Source organism: Pedobacter sp. HDW13 (assembly GCF_011303555.1).
Classification (GTDB): domain Bacteria; phylum Bacteroidota; class Bacteroidia; order Sphingobacteriales; family Sphingobacteriaceae; genus Pedobacter.
Window position 1 is genome coordinate 2,332,743 of record NZ_CP049868.1, and the last position, 18,367, is coordinate 2,351,109.

15 protein-coding genes and 2 pseudogenes are annotated in these 18,367 nt (G+C 40.9%); 6 read left to right on the top strand and 11 right to left on the bottom strand.

Annotated features, from left to right (window positions below):
* Positions 1-41: 41 nt before the first annotated feature.
* The 7 genes and pseudogenes from efp to G7074_RS09830 form a co-directional block, all read right to left on the bottom strand.
* Complete coding sequence (efp, locus tag G7074_RS09800; RefSeq protein WP_124558900.1) at positions 42-602, bottom strand: elongation factor P; 561 nt, start codon at positions 600-602, stop codon at positions 42-44.
* 434 nt (positions 603-1,036) lie between these two features.
* Entirely contained in the window at positions 1,037-1,651 is a 615-nt protein-coding gene (locus tag G7074_RS09805; RefSeq protein ID WP_124558899.1) for an ABC transporter ATP-binding protein, read from the bottom strand.
* A complete protein-coding gene (locus tag G7074_RS09810; protein WP_166208175.1) occupies positions 1,648-2,148 on the bottom strand; it encodes a GNAT family N-acetyltransferase in 501 nt (166 codons plus the stop codon). Before G7074_RS09810 ends, G7074_RS09805 begins: the two co-directional genes overlap by 4 nt.
* A gap of 68 nt (positions 2,149-2,216) precedes the next feature.
* Positions 2,217-3,002 carry an acyl-ACP--UDP-N-acetylglucosamine O-acyltransferase gene (gene lpxA / locus G7074_RS09815; protein ID WP_124558897.1) on the bottom strand — a complete coding sequence of 262 codons (786 nt, stop codon included), beginning with the start codon at positions 3,000-3,002 and terminating at the stop codon, positions 2,217-2,219.
* Positions 3,002-4,413, bottom strand: a pseudogene (locus G7074_RS09820) (bifunctional UDP-3-O-[3-hydroxymyristoyl] N-acetylglucosamine deacetylase/3-hydroxyacyl-ACP dehydratase). Before G7074_RS09820 ends, lpxA begins: the two are co-directional and overlap by 1 nt.
* Positions 4,403-5,479 (bottom strand): UDP-3-O-(3-hydroxymyristoyl)glucosamine N-acyltransferase, encoded by a 1,077-nt coding sequence (gene lpxD / locus G7074_RS09825; RefSeq protein ID WP_124558895.1) that lies wholly within the window; start codon positions 5,477-5,479, stop codon positions 4,403-4,405. The pseudogene G7074_RS09820 and the gene lpxD overlap by 11 nt, the downstream one beginning before the upstream one ends.
* Before the next feature lie 122 nt (positions 5,480-5,601).
* Positions 5,602-6,825, bottom strand: a complete 1,224-nt coding sequence (locus G7074_RS09830; RefSeq protein ID WP_166208178.1) for an HD domain-containing protein — start codon at positions 6,823-6,825, stop codon at positions 5,602-5,604.
* A 111-nt stretch (positions 6,826-6,936) separates the two neighbouring features.
* On the opposite strand from G7074_RS09830, the pseudogene G7074_RS09835 reads away from it, so the two are divergent.
* From G7074_RS09835 to G7074_RS09850, 4 genes and pseudogenes are all read left to right on the top strand, one after another.
* A pseudogene (locus tag G7074_RS09835) lies at positions 6,937-8,489 on the top strand (PglZ domain-containing protein).
* Between the two features lie 348 nt (positions 8,490-8,837).
* Complete coding sequence (tsaE, locus tag G7074_RS09840) at positions 8,838-9,254, top strand: tRNA (adenosine(37)-N6)-threonylcarbamoyltransferase complex ATPase subunit type 1 TsaE (RefSeq protein ID WP_166208181.1); 417 nt, start codon at positions 8,838-8,840, stop codon at positions 9,252-9,254.
* Positions 9,255-9,328: 74 nt separating this feature from the next.
* A complete protein-coding gene (locus tag G7074_RS09845; protein ID WP_124558892.1) occupies positions 9,329-10,555 on the top strand; it encodes an alanine dehydrogenase in 1,227 nt (408 codons plus the stop codon).
* Between the two features lie 173 nt (positions 10,556-10,728).
* Positions 10,729-11,412 (top strand): M15 family metallopeptidase, encoded by a 684-nt coding sequence (locus tag G7074_RS09850; RefSeq protein WP_166208184.1) that lies wholly within the window; start codon positions 10,729-10,731, stop codon positions 11,410-11,412.
* A 105-nt stretch (positions 11,413-11,517) separates the two neighbouring features.
* Here G7074_RS09850 and G7074_RS09855 read toward each other — a convergent pair whose 3' ends face one another.
* From G7074_RS09855 to G7074_RS09865, 4 genes are read right to left on the bottom strand one after another with little or no spacing between them, the layout of a single operon-like run.
* Positions 11,518-12,018 (bottom strand): histidine phosphatase family protein, encoded by a 501-nt coding sequence (locus G7074_RS09855; protein ID WP_124558890.1) that lies wholly within the window; start codon positions 12,016-12,018, stop codon positions 11,518-11,520.
* Between the two features lie 30 nt (positions 12,019-12,048).
* Positions 12,049-13,092 (bottom strand): aminotransferase class I/II-fold pyridoxal phosphate-dependent enzyme, encoded by a 1,044-nt coding sequence (locus tag G7074_RS09860; RefSeq protein WP_166208187.1) that lies wholly within the window; start codon positions 13,090-13,092, stop codon positions 12,049-12,051.
* 9 nt (positions 13,093-13,101) lie between these two features.
* Positions 13,102-13,341 carry a D-alanyl-D-alanine carboxypeptidase gene (locus G7074_RS27570; protein ID WP_255456794.1) on the bottom strand — a complete coding sequence of 80 codons (240 nt, stop codon included), beginning with the start codon at positions 13,339-13,341 and terminating at the stop codon, positions 13,102-13,104.
* Positions 13,342-13,364: 23 nt separating this feature from the next.
* Positions 13,365-14,429 (bottom strand): D-alanyl-D-alanine carboxypeptidase, encoded by a 1,065-nt coding sequence (locus G7074_RS09865; RefSeq protein WP_255456795.1) that lies wholly within the window; start codon positions 14,427-14,429, stop codon positions 13,365-13,367.
* A gap of 52 nt (positions 14,430-14,481) precedes the next feature.
* Here G7074_RS09865 and G7074_RS09870 point away from each other — a divergent pair, with 52 nt between their 5' ends.
* Together G7074_RS09870 and G7074_RS09875 are read left to right on the top strand one after the other, a co-directional pair.
* Positions 14,482-15,729, top strand: a complete 1,248-nt coding sequence (locus tag G7074_RS09870) for an aspartyl protease family protein (protein ID WP_166208190.1) — start codon at positions 14,482-14,484, stop codon at positions 15,727-15,729.
* Positions 15,730-15,823: 94 nt separating this feature from the next.
* Positions 15,824-18,340, top strand: coding sequence for a zinc-dependent metalloprotease (locus G7074_RS09875; protein ID WP_124558886.1), 2,517 nt, complete (start codon positions 15,824-15,826; stop codon positions 18,338-18,340).
* Positions 18,341-18,367 lie beyond the last annotated feature (27 nt).

Consider the following 18,367-nt stretch of genomic DNA (forward strand, 5'->3'; position numbering starts at 1 on the left):
ATAAGGCTTAGGGTTTAGTCCGTTGTAAGCCTTTGCTTTTACTATTTTACCCTTTCCATATAATCGCCGGTTTTGGTATCAACTTTAACCTTATCCCCCTGATTAATAAATAAAGGCACCCTTATTTCTGCACCAGTTTCAACAGTTGCATATTTTTGGGCACTGGTAGAAGTATCGCCTTTAACTGCAGGTTCGGTGTAAGTAATTTCAAGCTCAACACTGTTGGGTAACTGGGCTACAATCGGTTCGTCGCTTTCAAATGCGATGGTCACATTCATGCCTTCTTTTAAAAATTTGATTGCATTGCCGAAAAGAAGCTTCGGGATATTGTGCTGATCGAAAGTGTTGTTGTCCATCACCACAAGATAATCGCCATCCTCATACAGATATTGGTAATCGTTGGTTTCTACACGGCAAATAGTAACCTCTTCATCGGTACGGAAACGGTACTCTACAATTTTACCTGTTTTTACGTTCCGCATACGTGACTGATAGAAAGCCCTTAAATTTCCCGGGGTGCGGTGGATGTATTCTTCAACACTTACCAACTCTCCGTTAAAACGAAGTACGTTTCCGCTTTTTACTTCTGATGCCTTTGCCATTTGATAATAAAATATTGTTTTGTCAATTTTTGAATGCCAAAGTTAAAAAAAAGGAATGTAATCCTTAAAGCCGATCGCTCAAAACCTCACAAGTTAGAGCATGTGTAAAAAATATAAGCTGTGAGGTTTGGTGTTTGAAGAAAAATACCTGTATAAAAGAAATGCCTTTGGGAACCACTCCAAAGGCATAATCAACCTAAACCTCAAACTAAACTATGAAAAACTCTTTGCCTTTGCAGGCGTATATTTTGGATTCTGCCAAAGCAGAAATTTAATCTTTTCCTTGAAGAGATAAATTTAATATTTGTTTCTCTTTTTGGTGGTGCAAAGGTAAGAACTATTTTTCAATTACAAAATATTTTTTGAAAAAATTATTTATAATACAAATGTATGACAAAACAGGCATTTTGTATGCTGGGTTTTAGGTATTTAATTTACTTGTAATCAGCAATTTGAATTTGATGATTGCAGAATTCGTATTCCTGAATTTGGTTCGATCCAATTATGGTTAAACGGTCTTTCGCAAAATTTTCAATCAGTTCACGGTACCAATTCATTCCCTGGACGTCTAAATTGCTGGTTGGTTCGTCTAAAAATAAAATTGGTGTATCGGTACAACAGGCCAAAGCTAGTTTGGTTCTTTGTTTCATTCCAGAAGAAAAGTACTTAATTTCTTTGTTTGCTGCTTTTTCAAGTCCAAGGATACTAATCAGGCTTTTGGCATCAACGCCTGACGCAAAGTTTTTAAACTTGAAATGAAAATCAATGATCTCCTTTAAGCTGAAAGTTTCTACCAGTTCTAGGTAGGGGGCAGCTAAACTGATGTGCCTGTAAATGTTTTCTATTGGTATATCGGTACCTTGAGAAAATGAAATCTCTCCTTCAGAAGGGGATAAGCTACCAGTTAATATGCTCAGCAAAGTAGATTTACCAGATCCGTTTGGGCCAAGTATAGCATAACTGTTACCTGCACTAAATTCGGTATTCAGGTTCCTGAAAATCCATTCTTTGTTAAACCTCCGGCCAACGTTGTTTAAGCTTATTTTCATTTATTTGGTATCAAGTGTCGAGTATCAAGTATTGTAGGAGTATTGAGTTGCTTTAACATACAAACACTATTATCAACACCAATATATTGCCCGTAGTTTGAGATAATCTGGTAGCCAGCCTTTTGATACAGGGCTATGGCTTCGGGTTGTTTTTTACCGGTTTCTAAAACGCAGGCGCTAAAACCAATTTCGGTAGCCCAGGTTTCAAGTTCGTTTAAAACGCTGGCTGCAATACCCTGCTTTCTGCTGTCGGGATGAACAAACATCCGTTTTACTTCGGCCTGGCTGGTGGAAAATGGCTTGATTGCGCCACAGCCTATGGGATTATTGTTCTGGTAAGCTACAATCACTTCTTTAATGGCGTCAACTTTGTTGAACTGGGCATAGAAAGCATGTTCATCGCCATCTCTAACGGCTAAATCGCGATCCAACAGGCTAACCAATTTTCTGAAATCGGCATTATCTGAACTGGTTCTGATTAGCGTTAAATCACTCATGAATGTTTATTTTGAGTTTAAGGCAAGGTTTTGCCCTCTGCCTTAAACCTTTCAGCCTTTTACCTTTATTAGCTTCCCATGCCGAAACCCTTCATCACCCCACGGTTAGAGTTGCGGATAAAATCTACAATCTCGTCGCGGATTTCAGTAGGCTTAAATTCGGCTTCGATCATATCCAAAGCTTTGGTTACGTTATTGTGTTTAACGAAAAGTACACGGTAAATTTCCTGTATTTCGTCAATCTGCTCGTTAGTAAAACCTCTTCTTCTTAAGCCAACAGAGTTAATACCTGCGTAAGAAAGCGGCTCGCGTGCAGCTTTAACATAAGGCGGAACATCTTTACGTACTAAGGAACCACCGGTTACGAAAGCGTAAGAACCTACTTTAACAAACTGGTGAATAGCCACCAGGCCTGCAAGTACCACATTATTACCAATGGTAATGTGGCCTGCTAAAGTGGTGCTGTTAGAGAAAATACAGTTGTTTCCTACTTCGCAATCGTGCGCAATGTGCGAATAAGCCTGAATTAGGCAGTTGCTGCCGATCACGGTTTTCCATTTATCTTTAGTGCCGCGGTTAATGGTAACACACTCACGAATGGTAGTGTTGTCGCCAATTTCTGCAGTGGTAATTTCTCCTGCAAATTTTAAGTCCTGTGGTTCGCCGGAAATAACGGCACCTGGAAAAATGCGGCAGTTTTTACCAATACGTGCACCATCCATAATGGTCACGTTCGATCCAATCCAGGTTCCTTCTCCAATTACAACGTCTTTATGTATCACTACAAAAGGTTCGATTACCACGTTTTCGGCAATTTTTGCCTGAGGATGTATATATGCTAAAGGTTGTATCATTATTGAGCGGGTTCTGCTTGTTTAACTTTTGAAATTTGGGCCATCATTTCGGCTTCGACAACGATTTTTTCGCCAACCATACCCACACCTTTCATCTGGGCAATACCCCTTCTGATTGGTTCGAGCAAATCGCAACGGAAAACAATAGTATCGCCTGGAAGCACCTGTGCCCTGAAACGTACGTTATCTATTTTTAAGAAATAGGTTAAATAGTTTCTTGGGTCTGGAACGGTACTTAAAACCAAAATACCGCCAACCTGAGCCATAGCTTCAATCTGGATTACTCCAGGAAAAACCGGCGCACCAGGGAAATGCCCTTTAAAAAACTCTTCGTTCATGGTTACGTTTTTAACGCCCACTACGTGGTTTTTTGATAATTCTAATATCTTATCTACAAATAAAAATGGTTGACGGTGTGGCAAAATGTCCATAATCTGAACCACATCATATAATGGTTTTGCACTTGGATCGTAAACCTTTTGTACTTTTTTGTTTTTCTCTTTTTTAATGGCTGCCTTAATTTTTTTTGCAAAGGCAACATTGGCTGCGTGGCCGGGGCGTGCTGCCATAATATGGCCTTTTAAGTGCATGCCAACCAAAGCTAAATCGCCAATCATATCCAGTAGTTTATGACGGGCAGGCTCGTTCTGGTAGCGTAGCTCCATATTGTTTAATATTCCCTGCGGGGCAACATCTATATCTTTGCGGTTGAAAAGCTTAGCCAAATGACTCAATTCGTCTTTGGTAACTTCTTTATCAACAATTACAATCGCGTTATTTAAATCGCCTCCTTTAATCAGGTTGTGCGATAACTGGTATTCTAATTCGTGCAAGAAACAGAAAGTACGGCACGAAGCGATTTCTTTTTTGAACTCGGCAATGGTGTTAATGCCGGCATGCTGACTGCCTAAAACAGGCGAGTTATAATCAATCATACAGGTAAAACGGTAGTCGTCAAGCGGCATAGCCACAATCTCTACTTTCCTGTCTTCTTCTGTATAGGTAATGTTATGAGGGATGGTGAAGTATTCGCGATCGGCATTTTGCTCTACAGTACCTACTTCTTCCAATAAATCGACAAACTGGATTGAGCTGCCATCCATAATCGGGGTTTCAGGCCCGTCTAATTTGATTAGCACATTATCGAGGTCCATTCCGATCAATGAAGCCATTACGTGCTCAACAGTGCTTACGCTGGCGCCGTTTTGGGTAATGGTAGTTCCGCGCGAAGTATCGGTTACATTATCAGCATCCGCTTCGATAATCGGGTGCCCATCTAAATCGATGCGTTGAAATTTAAAACCATGATTTTCGGGGCAGGGCAAAATGTTAAAGTAACATTAGCGCCTGTGTGTAAACCAACACCAGATGCTGATATTTCTTGCTTAATCGTTTTTTGTCTAACGTTCATTGTGTAATGTATTCTTTTCCAGTTCAGCTGTAAGCTTTTTCAATTCCTCTTCGAGTGCGTTAATTCTTTTTTCTACATCGGGGAGGTGTTTGAAAATTACCGATGCGCGCATCCAGTTGCGCAATGGTTGGGCAGGACTGCCGTGCCATTGTTTATTTTCTTCTGTAATGTTAAAGTTAATGCCTGCCTGCGCCCCAATTTGGGTGCCTTTGGCTAAGGTTAAATGGCCTGCAATGCCAACCTGGCCACCCACAACACTGTTAGGGCCAATTTTTGTGCTTCCCGAAATGCCTGATTGTGCCGCTAGAACGGTGTTTTCGCCAATTTCTACATTATGGGCAATCTGAATCAGGTTATCGATTTTTGCGCCTTTTTTTACAATGGTCGATCCCATGGTTGCACGGTCTACAGTAGTATTGGCGCCAATTTCTACATCATCTTCAATTACCACATTCCCAATTTGAGGGATTTTATTGTATGTGCCGTCTTTTTGAGGGGCAAAACCAAAACCATCGCTTCCAATAACCGTATTGGCGTGAATTATTACGCGGCTACCAATTACCGAATTGTGGTAAACTTTTACACCCGGGTAAAAAGTAGTGTTTTCGCCAATTTTAGAATGTGCACCAATAAAAACCTGCGTATTTATTTTACAGCCATCGGCAATTACAGCGTGCTCAGCCACATAGGCGAAAGCATCAATAAACACATTCTCCCCAATTTTTGCAGTTGGGTGCACGAAAGCCATTTTATCAATACCCGTTTGTGTGTTTTGTGCATTTACTGCTTCGTTGTATTTATCCAGCAGGATAGTAAAAGCGCTATATGGATTTTCTACACGCACCAAAGTGCTGGTGTAGGGCTGGGTTGGGGCAAAATCTTTAGATACGATTACAACTGATGCCTGAGTAGAATACAAAAAGTTTTCGTACTTAGGATTGGAAAGAAAAGACAAAGAGCCTTCCTTTCCGTCTTCTATTTTAGAGAGTTCGGTAACGGCTACGTCGGGGTTACCATCTATGGAACCGTTCAGAAACTGACTTATCTGCTTGGCAGTAAATTGCATCGTACAAAGGTAAATGTTAAATTGATATGAACAAAAAAACCTGCAACGGTTAAGCTGTGTATATTTTACACAATAATAAGACTTAAAACGGCAGTAAAAGTTAAATATTTTGTTAAATAAGCTTAAATGCCCCTGGGGTAACAGAGTATATATTTTTCTACTGTTTTTTGCAATGATTCGAGATTTGATAAATCCGAAGCTTTTGCGATATCAACAATGGTGTTATTTTTCATTAAAATCTTAATATTGCCAACGCCGGCATTGTATGCGCGGTTTTGTATCGTATCGGTAAAAACAAAATAACGGGCTTCTTCGGGCTTAATTCCGAGCAGGTTAACCGCTGCATCCTGTAAAAATGCCAACCGATCGGCCTTTTCCATTTCATTGCCCATTTCTACTTTGTACAGGTTACGCGAGGTAAGCATATTACAAAGGGTTGATAAAATTTTATCGGGATGCTTTACCCAAACTTTAACAGCCGCATAAATGTCCTGATCATCAAGGTTGGTAAAATGTTCGAGGTTTTCATGCTGTTCAAAAAAGTTGCCCTCGTTAATGTTATGCTTTAAAAAATGATTTAACGATGGTGAAGCAAATAAATCTTCGCCTCTGCCCGATAGCTCTTTGGCCCGTTCAAGCAATTTCACTAAAATCATCTCGCCTGCAATAACGGTTTTATGAAGGTAAACCTGCCAGTACATCAGCCGGCGCGCAATCAGAAATTTCTCGATAGAGTAAATCCCTTTTTCTTCGATAACGAGATCATCATCATGAACGTTAAACATTTTAATGATGCGGTCGAAACTGATTACCCCCTCACTTACACCCGTAAAAAAGCTATCGCGGTTTAAATAATCCATCCGGTCTAAATCGAGCTGGCCCGAAATTAACTGGTGTAGAAACCGTTTGGGGTAGGTACCGTTAAAAATTTCAATGGCATGTGTTAAACGGCCCTCAAAATGGATGTTGAGGTCGTTCATCAGCTTTACCGAAATATCTTCGTGCTTAATACCGGTAACCAGCGAATGCTCGAGTGCATGCGAAAAAGGACCATGACCAATGTCATGCAGTAAAATGGCCAAAATGGCCGCTTCTTCTTCTCTTTCGGTAATGACATGTCCTTTGCTTCTTAGCAAACCAATAGCCAAACACATTAAATGCATGGCACCCAGGGCATGATGAAAACGGGTGTGCAATGCGCCCGGATAAACCAAATGGGTCATGCCCAGTTGTTTAATGTAGCGCAGCCGCTGGAAATAGGGGTGCGATATTACATCGTAAACTAAGGCCGATGGTATGCTTATGAAACCGTAAACCGGATCATTTATGATTTTCTTCTTGTTCAATCGTTAAAAATAGTTAAATAGACAGATACGGTACAAAAATTGCTATTTTTATTTAGAGTTTGATTTACCTGCCAAAATAAAAAGGCAATACATACCTATTTTTACATAAACATGCAAGAAACTAAGATATTATGGGCCGACGATGAAATCGACCTGTTAAAACCACATATATTATTGTTAAATGATAAAGGTTATAATGTAACCACATTTACCAATGGGAACGATGCGCTTGAAGCATTCGGAAAATCACATTTCGACCTTGTGTTTTTAGACGAAAACATGCCGGGGATGAGTGGGATTGAAACGCTTGGGGCCATTAAAAACCTGAATCCGGACGTGCCGGTGGTACTCATTACCAAAAGTGAGGAAGAAAACCTGATGGAAGATGCCATTGGGAGTAAAATTGATGATTATCTGATTAAGCCGGTTAACCCGAAACAGGTGCTGCTTACCATTAAAAAGCTGATTGATAACAAGCGTTTGGTAAGCGAGAAAACATCAATGGCCTACCAGCAGGATTTCCGCCGTTTGGGCATGACCCTTGGCGATAAGCTGAGCTACGATGAGTGGGTAGACGTTTACAAAAAGATTGTTTTCTGGGAACTGGAGCTGGAAAAGCTGGATGACCCGCAAATGCATGAAATTTTAACCATGCAGAAACAGGAAGCCAATACCCAGTTTTCGAAATTTGTTGAAGAGCATTATTTAGGCTGGATTAAGGAAAAAGATAAAGCCCCGTTGTTTTCGAACGAGCTGTTAAAGAAGAAGGCTTTCCCGCACATTAACGAAACTACCCTGTGTTTTTTATCTTGATCGATAATTTACGTTACGACCAGTGGAAAATCATTAACCCCTTAATTTCGGAGTACTTCCGTATTGATGAGGAGGATATGTACAGCAGTATTTTGCCAACGGCAACACAGTATGCCAGAAATGCTATCTTTTCTGGCTTAATGCCTTTGGATATGGAAAAACGTTTTCCTCAGCTTTGGCAAAATGATGATGATGAAGGCGGAAAGAACATGCATGAAGAAGCCTTTCTGGCCGATAACATTAAACGCACTTTACGCAGGGACTGCAAATTCAGCTACAATAAAATTTTAACTTTTGAACAGGGTAAGGATTTGGTAGACCAAACCAACAACCTGTTGCAAAATGATTTTAATGCCATTGTTTTCAACTTTGTTGATATGCTGAGCCATGCGCGTACCGATATGCAGATGATACGCGAGCTGGCCAACGATGACGCTGCCTATCGCTCGTTAACCTTATCGTGGTTTGAGCATTCGCCGCTTTGGGATTTATTGAAAAAGATATCGCAGAAAAAGGTTAAAGTAATCATCACCACCGATCATGGTACCATTCGTGTTAAAAAGCCCGTTAAAGTTATTGGCGATAGAAGCACCAATACCAATTTGAGGTATAAACAGGGCAGAAACCTGAACTTTAATGCTAAAGATGTTTTCCTGATTAAAAATCCGCATGATGCTATGCTACCAAAAATCAACATCAGCAGCAGTTATATTTTTGCCCGCGAAGACAGTTATTTCGTATATCCCAACAATTACAACCAATTTGTAAATTACTATAACGAAACCTTTCAGCACGGGGGGATTTCACTCGAAGAGATGATCATTCCGGTGGTAACTTATTCGCCGAGATAAAACGCCTGTTACCAGAAAAAGCCCAATCTACAAGTTGGGCTTTTTTTTTGCCCTGCCCTGCAATTATTCATATGGCTCAGATACCGCCCCGTTGTTGCTACCAAATGGGTATCAGCAAGACCTTAACAAGGCTTGCTCCCGACCTAAATGTTGGCTTAAATTCGCTTTTTAGGTAAACAGGAGGTAACGCCAGGGTAACCATGGGGTTAACATGGTACCAATAAAGGGTAAACAACAGGTAAAGGAAGGGTAAACAGATATTAACTTTTTTTTGGCTTTTAGCGCTGATATTAAGAAATCAGTAAAAGCAATTTATTTATGTATTACTTTTGCCTTTATTTTTTTAGCATGGAAATTACAGTAAATGGTTTATCAGATTTACCTCAGGTAGCCGAACAGCTTTTAGCCTTCGCCGGTAAAGAAAAGATTTTCATTTTTGAAGGTGAGATGGGCGCAGGAAAAACGACCTTTATTAAGCACTTTTGTGCCCACTTAGGCATCGAAGACGTAGTTTCCAGTCCAACCTATTCTATCGTAAATGAATACGTAAGTCCTAACGGATCGGTTTACCATTTCGATTTCTACCGGATTAAAGATATTCGCGAAGCTTACGATCTTGGCTACGAAGAATATTTTTACGGAGGGGGCATTTGCCTGATTGAATGGCCGGAGCGGGTAGCCGAGTTATTGCCCGAAAATTATATCAAAGTTGAAATTAGTGTGGTAGACGAAAATGAACGATTGTTTAGTCTTTGTAAGGTATAACAATTAGTTATCAATTAATTAACAGATTTTCCTTACCTTGAACAACCTAAAAACTACCAAAATATTAATTCAACATGGCTACAGGATTACGCGAAGGAATGGCCGATATAGCTCGTCAGGGTTTATTGCAAACACAAGAGGCAAAACTCGAAACCAGAAATAAAAAGAACAATCTATATATCGGAATACCCAAAGAAATTTCTTTCCAGGAAAATAGAATTGCTTTAACCCCGCTTTCTGTTGCCTTGCTGGTAAATAATGGCCACCGTGTAGTCCTTGAAAGTGGTGCCGGTATCGGAGCCAATTTTACCGACTCTGAATATGCAGAACAAGGTGCTAAAATAACCTACAACAAAAAAGAGGTTTTCGAAGCCGATATTCTGGTAAAAATTGCGCCGCCAACATTGGAAGAAATTGACATGATGCACAAGGGGCAAACACTGCTTTCTTCTTTACAGACCGGTACCTTAAAGCAGGATTACCTGAAAGCATTGATGCATAAAAAAATTAATGCCCTGTGTTTCGAAAACCTGCGCGATGAAGGTAATGTGTTGAGTGTAGTGCGGGCCATGAGCGAAATTGTAGGTTCGACATCGATTTTAATTGCTGCAGAGTACCTGAGTAATGTTACCGGAGGCAAAGGTTTAATGTTAGGAGGCTTTACCGGAGTTCCACCAACCGAAATTGTAATTTTAGGTGCTGGTACGGTGGGCGAGTATGCTGCAAGAACCGCTTTAGCCCTGGGGGCAGAAGTAAAGGTTTTTGATAGCTCTATTTACCGTTTACGCCGTTTACAAAATAACCTGGGCAGCCGGGTTTTTACCTCGGTAATGCAGCCTATTGTGCTTAATAAAGCCATTGTAACCTGCGATGTGGTAATTGGTGCCATCAGGGCAACCCACGGCCGCAGTCCCTGCATTGTAATGGAAGAAACCGTTGCCCGCATGAAACCCCATTCGGTGGTTATTGATGTAAGTATTGATCAGGGAGGCTGTTTCGAAACTTCCGAAGTAACCAACCATACCAATCCGGTTTTCCGCAAATATGATGTAATTCATTATTGTGTACCTAATATTGCTTCCAGGGTGCCTAGAACAGCATCTTATGCGCTAACCAATATTTTTGCGCCAATTTTATTGGATATAGGTGAATTGGGTGGATTGGTGAACATGGCCTGGAACAATCCGGGTATCCGCGAAGCGCTATACATTTATCAGGGCAATTGTACCAATAAAGACCTTTCGGATATGTTTAACCTGCCTTTTAAAGATCTGGAATTACTGGTTGTTTCGAATCAGTAGGTCATAATCCGTCATTTCGAGCGGAGTGTAACGCAGCCGAGAAATCTACCTTCATAGATCTCTCCCCGCCTGTACGGGCAGGCATTCGCTTCGCTTCAGTCGAGATGACGATCCTTTTATTGGAGTTTGTTCGATGTTAGAAAAACGATGAAGCAATCTAAATATAACCGTTTATGAAGTTCAATGTATTGATATTTTTTCTCCTTATCGCTGTTTCGGCCTCCTCCCAAAACAAACCTATCGCAACGAAGAAACTAGTCGTGGTTAGCGCCTATACCCAATATCAGGCCTCAGTAAAATCGAATCCGAACAACGAACTGGTAGAGATTAAAAAAGTGATCCCCAATATTGCGCTCGATATCCGTTATGCTACTAAAAATAACTTTATGCAGCAAGTAATGTATAAACAGGCAAGGGCCTTTGCAAGGAAGCCTGTGGTAGAGGCATTAAAGAAAATTCAGCAGGAGTTGAACAAAAAAGGCCTTGGTTTAAAAATATTTGATGGTTACCGCCCTTATGCCATTACGGTTGAGTTTTATAAAAAAGCGAGCGATAAGAACTTTGTGGCTAATCCGTCCAAAGGCTCCAAACATAACAGGGGCTGCGCTGTAGATTTAACCCTTATTAACTTAAAAACAGGCAAAGAGATACCTATGCCTACTCCGTATGATAGCTTTTCGGCGGCTGCGGCTGCTAACTATGAAAAGGTATCGCCTCAACAAAAAAAGAACCGCGATTTACTAATCGGCACTATGGCCAAACACGGGCTTAAGGTTTTAGAAAATGAATGGTGGCACTACGATTTCGTGGGTTGGAAAAACTACAACCTGATGGATATTCCCTTTGAAAAGCTTTAAAGGTTCAGTAGTTCATTGGTCATTTGTTGATTGGGCTAGATGCCAAATGTAGATCTGAGTCAGCTGGGAACATCCGACTCGACTCTAAAAACTGTTAACTCCCAACTACAAGTGGTGTGGCCTACCGTACTGGTCTTTCTTTACACGCGCTTTGTCGTCTTTTACCGTTAAGTGAAAAATGTAGTCGTAATCATCGTCGGTGAGCATTTCCATTGGCCTTTTACCGCCAAAAGCCTCAATAATTTCTAATACCGTATTAGAGTGGGCTGCCACAATAACCGTTTTTCCACTGTAATTTTTCTTAACCGAATCCACCAGTGATTTAGCGTCCTTATAATCTACAACTTTTTGAACGATTAAAGAATCTAAGGTTTGGTGGGTTCTTTTAAAAGGAGTACTGAAAGCTACATCGAACTTTACTTTCTTTAGATAGGTGGCGAGGTCGCCGGCCCTGATTCTGCCTTCATCTGACAGGCTCGGGTTCGTATCTTGTGGGTTCGATTTATCTTTTTCTGCATGCCTCACAATCCAAACATCGGTAGTTTGCGCCAAAACAGAAGTGGAGAGGATAAATAGCAGGGGCAGGAAAAGGAATAGTCGTTTCATTTTATAAAGATTAAAAAATATTGCGAGACCCTATGCATTAATACTGCTAATTAATTTTTCGATATCGGCTTTTTCGTGCCAGCTGCTTAATACAATCCGGTTAATGGGAGCACTGGTTGGGTTAGGGTACGGAAAGGATGAAATCAGAATCTGCTGCTTGAAAAAGTGCTGCTCAATTTGTTGGTCGTAAGTTAAGAAAGCAGGGAACCCGGGCTCGTATTTCCACGTGGAACTTAAGCTACCAGCCAGTAAATCAATATTCTGCTGGAGCTTTTGCCAGGCAGCCTGATAAATTTCTCCGGCCTTGGTGAAGGCGTAGAGACCTGCGGCAGCCGGGGGAGAAGCCCCAACAAAAACAGGGCTTTTTTTAAGCTGGCCGATTATTTTCTGCGAGCCTAAAACAATACCGGCATCTATACCCAGTGCTTTAGCCATCGAGGCCACCACAACATATTCAGTATTGGGCCGTTCGGGTAGACCAGAGTACGCACTTAACCCGCCATTGTTTACACCTATGCCGTGCGAATCATCTACAATTACCACCAGTTTTTTACTGGCATCGATATCGTTCAGGAAAGTAAAATCGTAAATCTCGGGTACAAGGTTGTTCATCGAATTGCTGATGAGCACCCAGTTTTGTTCGGTCGAAGCATTAATCCTTTCAACAGTTTCTGCTTTCCAGGCTGTAAAAGAATCAGAAGAGGAGGGTTGCGCATTTAGCCAAAGCGAAGGGTGGGCTGCCGGGGCATAACTTACCTGGCCCAGGTTGGCTAAGGCCCTAACTGTAAGCTGTGCGGCTAAATATCCGCTCGAGGTAATCAGCGCTGCTGCTGCACCATAACGCGCTGCTGCTACTTTTTCGGCCTCATCATAAATGCCAAGCTGAATATTATTGGTGCGGCTTGTACCATTATTTAAGCCAAATTTGTTAATCCCTTCAATATATAACTTAATAAAATCGGTGTTTTTTGGAATGCCCAGATATGCGGTGCCGCCAAAATACAGGTAACTTTTTCCATCAACAGCTATTTTGTTGCTTAGGGGCTGATTTATCGCTTTAAATGCCGTGTTCATGCGCTAAACCTAAAAATTGTCGTGTATATAAGTAATTATCCTAACCATTTCTGCCCGTACCTCGGCTGTTGGCTTAACAAAGCCATTGTTCATAAAAGCATAAATGTAGGTTTTACCTTTTTTGGTTAAAACATAACCACTTTGGTTATGTACACCACCCAGCGAACCTGTTTTGCCAAATACAAAGGGCTTATCGGTTTTAGGGTAGGCATTTTTCAAAGTGCCACTCTTTCCACCTGCAGGTAACATATTAAAAAGTTTTTCGGGGTTATTTACCAAACTGTAAATCGAATCGAGCAGGTACACGTTATCCCTCGGGTAAATAAATTTTGGCGCGACAGGCCTGAACCATCCACCCATTTTACCTTATCGGGTAAAAATGAAAGGTAGTTTTTGGTTATGTGCTGAATGGCTTTAACTGTGCTTAAAGTATCGCCAATCTGGTTGGCACATACCAGCAATAAATGTTCGGCTATAAAATTATCGCTCGGTAACATCATGTGTTTTAAAACCGAATCGCGTTTTGCACCAGGTAAAGTTTTAGCATTAGCTGGTATTTTAAGGTTAACCAGACCAACTGATTTGTGCAAGGTATCTGATAGTATTTCTACAGTAAGCTGCGGACTGGTTTTATACGGGTTTTGCTGGTTGTAGCCCGGCTTTGCTGCTACCGCAGGATAATGAAAAGTGTTGGTCAGGAAATCGCGGCTTACCTGGAAATTGCCAGAGGTTTTAGTAGAGTCGATTTCGAAGCAGGAGCTAAAAACCCGGGGTTCGATGTTGATTTTATTTGGGCCAGCATAGGTGGAGGTAACCATATTGTCCATAATGGGCAGCTCGGTAATTTCGGGCTGGTAGTAAAAATCGTAATCATCCCACGACCACCCGTCGCCAAAAAAACTACCCGAATAACGACCGGGGGCAAAGAACAGCTTTTTGTTTGATGCCAGGAGGAAATTATAGGCCGATTTATCTTTTATGGCAAACTGCAAAAATGAAGGATCTCCGGTTCCCCAAAAAATCAGTGAGTCATTCCGCTCTACATATTTTAAGGCAGGCATCACATCGGGCAACATTTTTAAACTCGCAAAAAAGGTATAGAGTTTGGTATTCGAGGCAGGGGTAAAATATTTATCTGCATCCCGCTGAAAAACCATCTTTTTATTGGTCGGATTGTAAAGTGCAAAACCAACCTGGTACTGTTTAATTGCTTCCGACTTTTTAAAGGTTCTGGCTACTTTTTTAGCTATCATTTTATCGGTAGAACAGCCGCTAAACAGGCTTATACATATTGCAATGGCAAGAAAAAAAGTATATGTTTTTTTTAAAGGGAACATGTTCTAAATTTAGGGAAGCACAATTATCAACTAATTTATTAAATTTAGTTAAATGTTAGCCAAGTATAGCCCTGTTGTAATAATCTGTTTACGCAAGTTGATTATTTGCCTGGGCCTGGTTTTGACTATTTTTCAGGCAACTGCCCAGGAGTTTGCTTTCAGGCGGAACCAGCAGAAGCAATCTATTACCTTTAAATGCATTAAAAATCTGATTGTTGTTCCGCTCTATGTAAATGGAAAAGGACCTTACGATTTTGTTTTAGATACTGGCGTGGGGCCTATGATTGTTACCGACCCTTCAATTATCGATTCGCTGAATTTTAACATGCTCCGCAAAATTAAAGTCTCGGGTTTGGGTATCGAAACGGTCGAAGCTTTTGTTTCGCAAAATATTACCGCCCGCTTGGGGAATGCGGTGATGGATCATGTGCCTACGGCCATTTTAAAAGAAGATCTTTTTAATTTATCCGGGCATTTGGGGATTAAGATTTATGGCTTAATCGGCTATAATTTTTTTAACAGCTTTGTGGTTGAGATCAGGTATAACGAAAACAGGATTATTGTGCACAATTATGGCACAAAGATCAAATATCGTGGAGAAAAAATACCCATTGTAGTCGAAAACCAAAAACCTTACCTGATGGCTACTATCGAAATTCCGGATGGCGGAACCATTAACGCCAGGTTTCTGATTGATACAGGAGCCAGTCATGCCTTATCGCTCGAAACCCTCGGTGGAGAAGCATTTCCACTGCCGGCCAAAACCATTAGTGCCAATTTAGGGATGAGCCTTAGCGGTCAAATTAAAGGCTATGTGGGTAGAGTGCGCAAGTTTAAATTAGGCGATTATACTTTTAAAGATGTTGTGGCCGGTTTTCCCGATTTTAAAACCATTTCAGATAAAATTGATCTCTCCAAACGGAATGGAAATCTGGGTGCCGACCTGCTCCGTAAATTTAACCTTCAAATTAATTACGAACAGGGCTTTATCTACATTAAACCAAACAGTTTTAGCAAGCAACCCTTCGAGCACGATATGGTTGGTATGGTGATTTATTTAGACCAGAAAGAATACAAAAGATTACTGATTGGCGAAATAGACCCCAATAGCCCGGCAGAACGGGCAGGCCTTTGCCAGGACGACGAAATTATAGGTGTAAACTTTAAAAGCGTTGAGGCTTATTCTTTGAACGATCTTACCGAGCTGTTTAAATCGAAGGCCGAGCGGAATATCATTTTTGAAGTATATCGTGATAAACAAGTGTTCTTTAAAGTGGTAAAATTGGAGAAACGAATTTAATTGAACGTAATTTTCCGGTTACATAGTGCTTGGCTTGTAACAAGCCTTTAACTTTAACCTCTTAATTGCCAAGCAAACTAACTTTTAATTGCACATGAAGAAAAACTTTAAAATACTTGCTTTAGCAGGTATTGTAGCACTTGGTGTAGCCGCAACGGACTCGGTATACGCCCAGAAGACTCCTAAAAAAGGTAAAGGCGCAACGCCTGCCACACCACCAGCCGCTGCTGCTGCAGCCCCTAAAAAAGAGGGCATAAAACCATTCTCAGAAATCATTACTGCAAAAGCAAGAACCACCAATGGCTTGTTTAAAACCCATAAAGTTGATGATAAATGGTATTTCGAAATTCCTGATTCGATGATCAACCGAGAAATGCTTGTAGTTACCCGTTTGGCTAAAGTACCGGCAGGCGTTAAAGTTGGCAACCAGCAATATGGTGGCGAGCAGCTTAACGAGCAGGTTTGGAAATGGGAGCGCAGAGGTAAACAGGTTTTCATCCGTGTACCAAGCTACTCAACCAAAGCTGATCCAAATAGCGACATGTACGAATCAGTTCAAAACTCTAATCTTGCGCAGATTTTGGCCAGTTTTGAAATTAAAGCTTATAATAAAGACACTACAGGTGTAGTAATCGATGTAACTGATTTTTACAATGGCGATGTAATGGCCATCGGTGCTACCGATCAGATCCGTAAAGCCTATAAAGTTACCATGTACGATGCTGGTCGCTCGTATATCGATACTGTTAAAACCTTCCCGATCAATGTGGAGGTAAAAACAGCTAAAACTTACCGTGCAGCCGAATCGCCAACTGATAGCAGCAACGGAGCGGTTACTTTCGAGTTTAATACCTCGATGCTGTTATTGCCAAAAATACCTGTTAAAGCCAGAATTATGGATAACAGGGTAGGTTTCTTTGGCCAGTCGCAGATTGATTACGGTAGCAATGCACAAAAGGCAGAGCGTACCGCTTATATTCACCGCTGGAACCTGGTACCTAAAGACACCAACGCGTACAAACGTGGCGAATTGGTAGAGCCGGTTAAACCTATCGTAATTTATATCGATCCGGCAACGCCTAAAAAATGGGTGCCATTCTTAATTCAGGGTATTAACGATTGGCAGGTAGCTTTCGAAGCCGCTGGTTTTAAAAATGCCATTATGGGTAAAGAAGCTCCAACTGCACAGCAAGATCCTCAGTTTAGCGTAGAAGATTCGAGATATTCAGTAGTACGTTATTTCGCTTCAGATATTGCAAATGCTTACGGTCCGCACATTAGCGACCCACGTACCGGACAGATTTTGGAAACACACATTGGCTGGTACCACAACGTAATGAACTTATTGCGCAACTGGTATTTTGTACAAACTGCTGCCATTAACCCTGAAGTACGTAAAGCTAAATTTACAGATGAGCAAATGGGTGAGTTAATCCGTTTTGTTTCTTCGCACGAGATTGGCCACACTTTAGGTTTGCCGCACAACTTTGGTTCGAGCTATGCTTACCCTGTTGATTCGTTACGTTCAAAAGCATTTACTGATAAACATGGTACAGCCCCATCTATTATGGACTATGCTCGTTTTAACTACATTGCCCAGCCAGGTGATGGTGTAACCAAACTGCACCCGCAAATTGGCGAGTACGATAAATGGGTTGTGAAATGGGGATATTCATGGATTCCGGGGAATAAAACTGCTGAGCAGGAAAAGGAGATCCTGGATCAATGGACTTTAAAAAATGCAGGTAATCCATTGTACTTCTACGGCCGTCAAGGTACTTCATTAGATCCACGTTTACAAAGCGAAGATTTAGGAGACAATGCCATGAAAGCCAGTACTTATGGTATTGCTAACTTAAAACGCATTTTACCAAATGTAGAAAAATGGACTTACCAGAAAGGTAAAGACTATAGCGATTTAAAAGAGATTTACACAGAGATTGTTGGTCAGTTTAACCGTTATATGGGCCATGTATCTACTAATGTGGGTGGTTTAAGCGAAAACTTTAAAACTTACGAACAAAAAGGAGCAGTTTATGCTTACTTACCAAAAGCAAAACAAAAAGAAGCTGTTACTTTCTTTAATCAGCAGTTATTTACTACACCACTTTGGTTAATCAGCAACGACCAGTTGAGCAAGTTCGATAATGGTGTGTTGTTAAACCGTATTAAAAGTGTTCAAACCAATACCCTTGCTAACCTGTTATCACCTTCGCGTATTGCACGTTTGTTAGACAACGAAACTAAAAACGGTGCGGCTAAAGCTTATACTTTACCAGAACTGTTTACTGATTTAAGATCATCGGTTTTTGTTGCAGGCAGAGCAGATGCGTTTAAACGTAACTTGCAACGCGCATACGTAGATCGTTTACAGGATTTAATGACTAAAGAAAACGAGCTTCCTATGGGCTTCCCGGCTGATTACGCAGCAAGTTATGGTTTAACACCAATCAACGTTGGCTTATCAGATATCAGACCATTGGTTAGGGTAGAGCTTAAAACATTATTGGCTACTACAAAAGCAAGAGCTGCAGCGGGTGATGCCATTACCAAAGCACACTACGAAGATTTAAGCATCAGGATTAAAGATATTTTAGATCCGAAAAAATAATAATAGTAGGAGTGAATTAAAAAATGA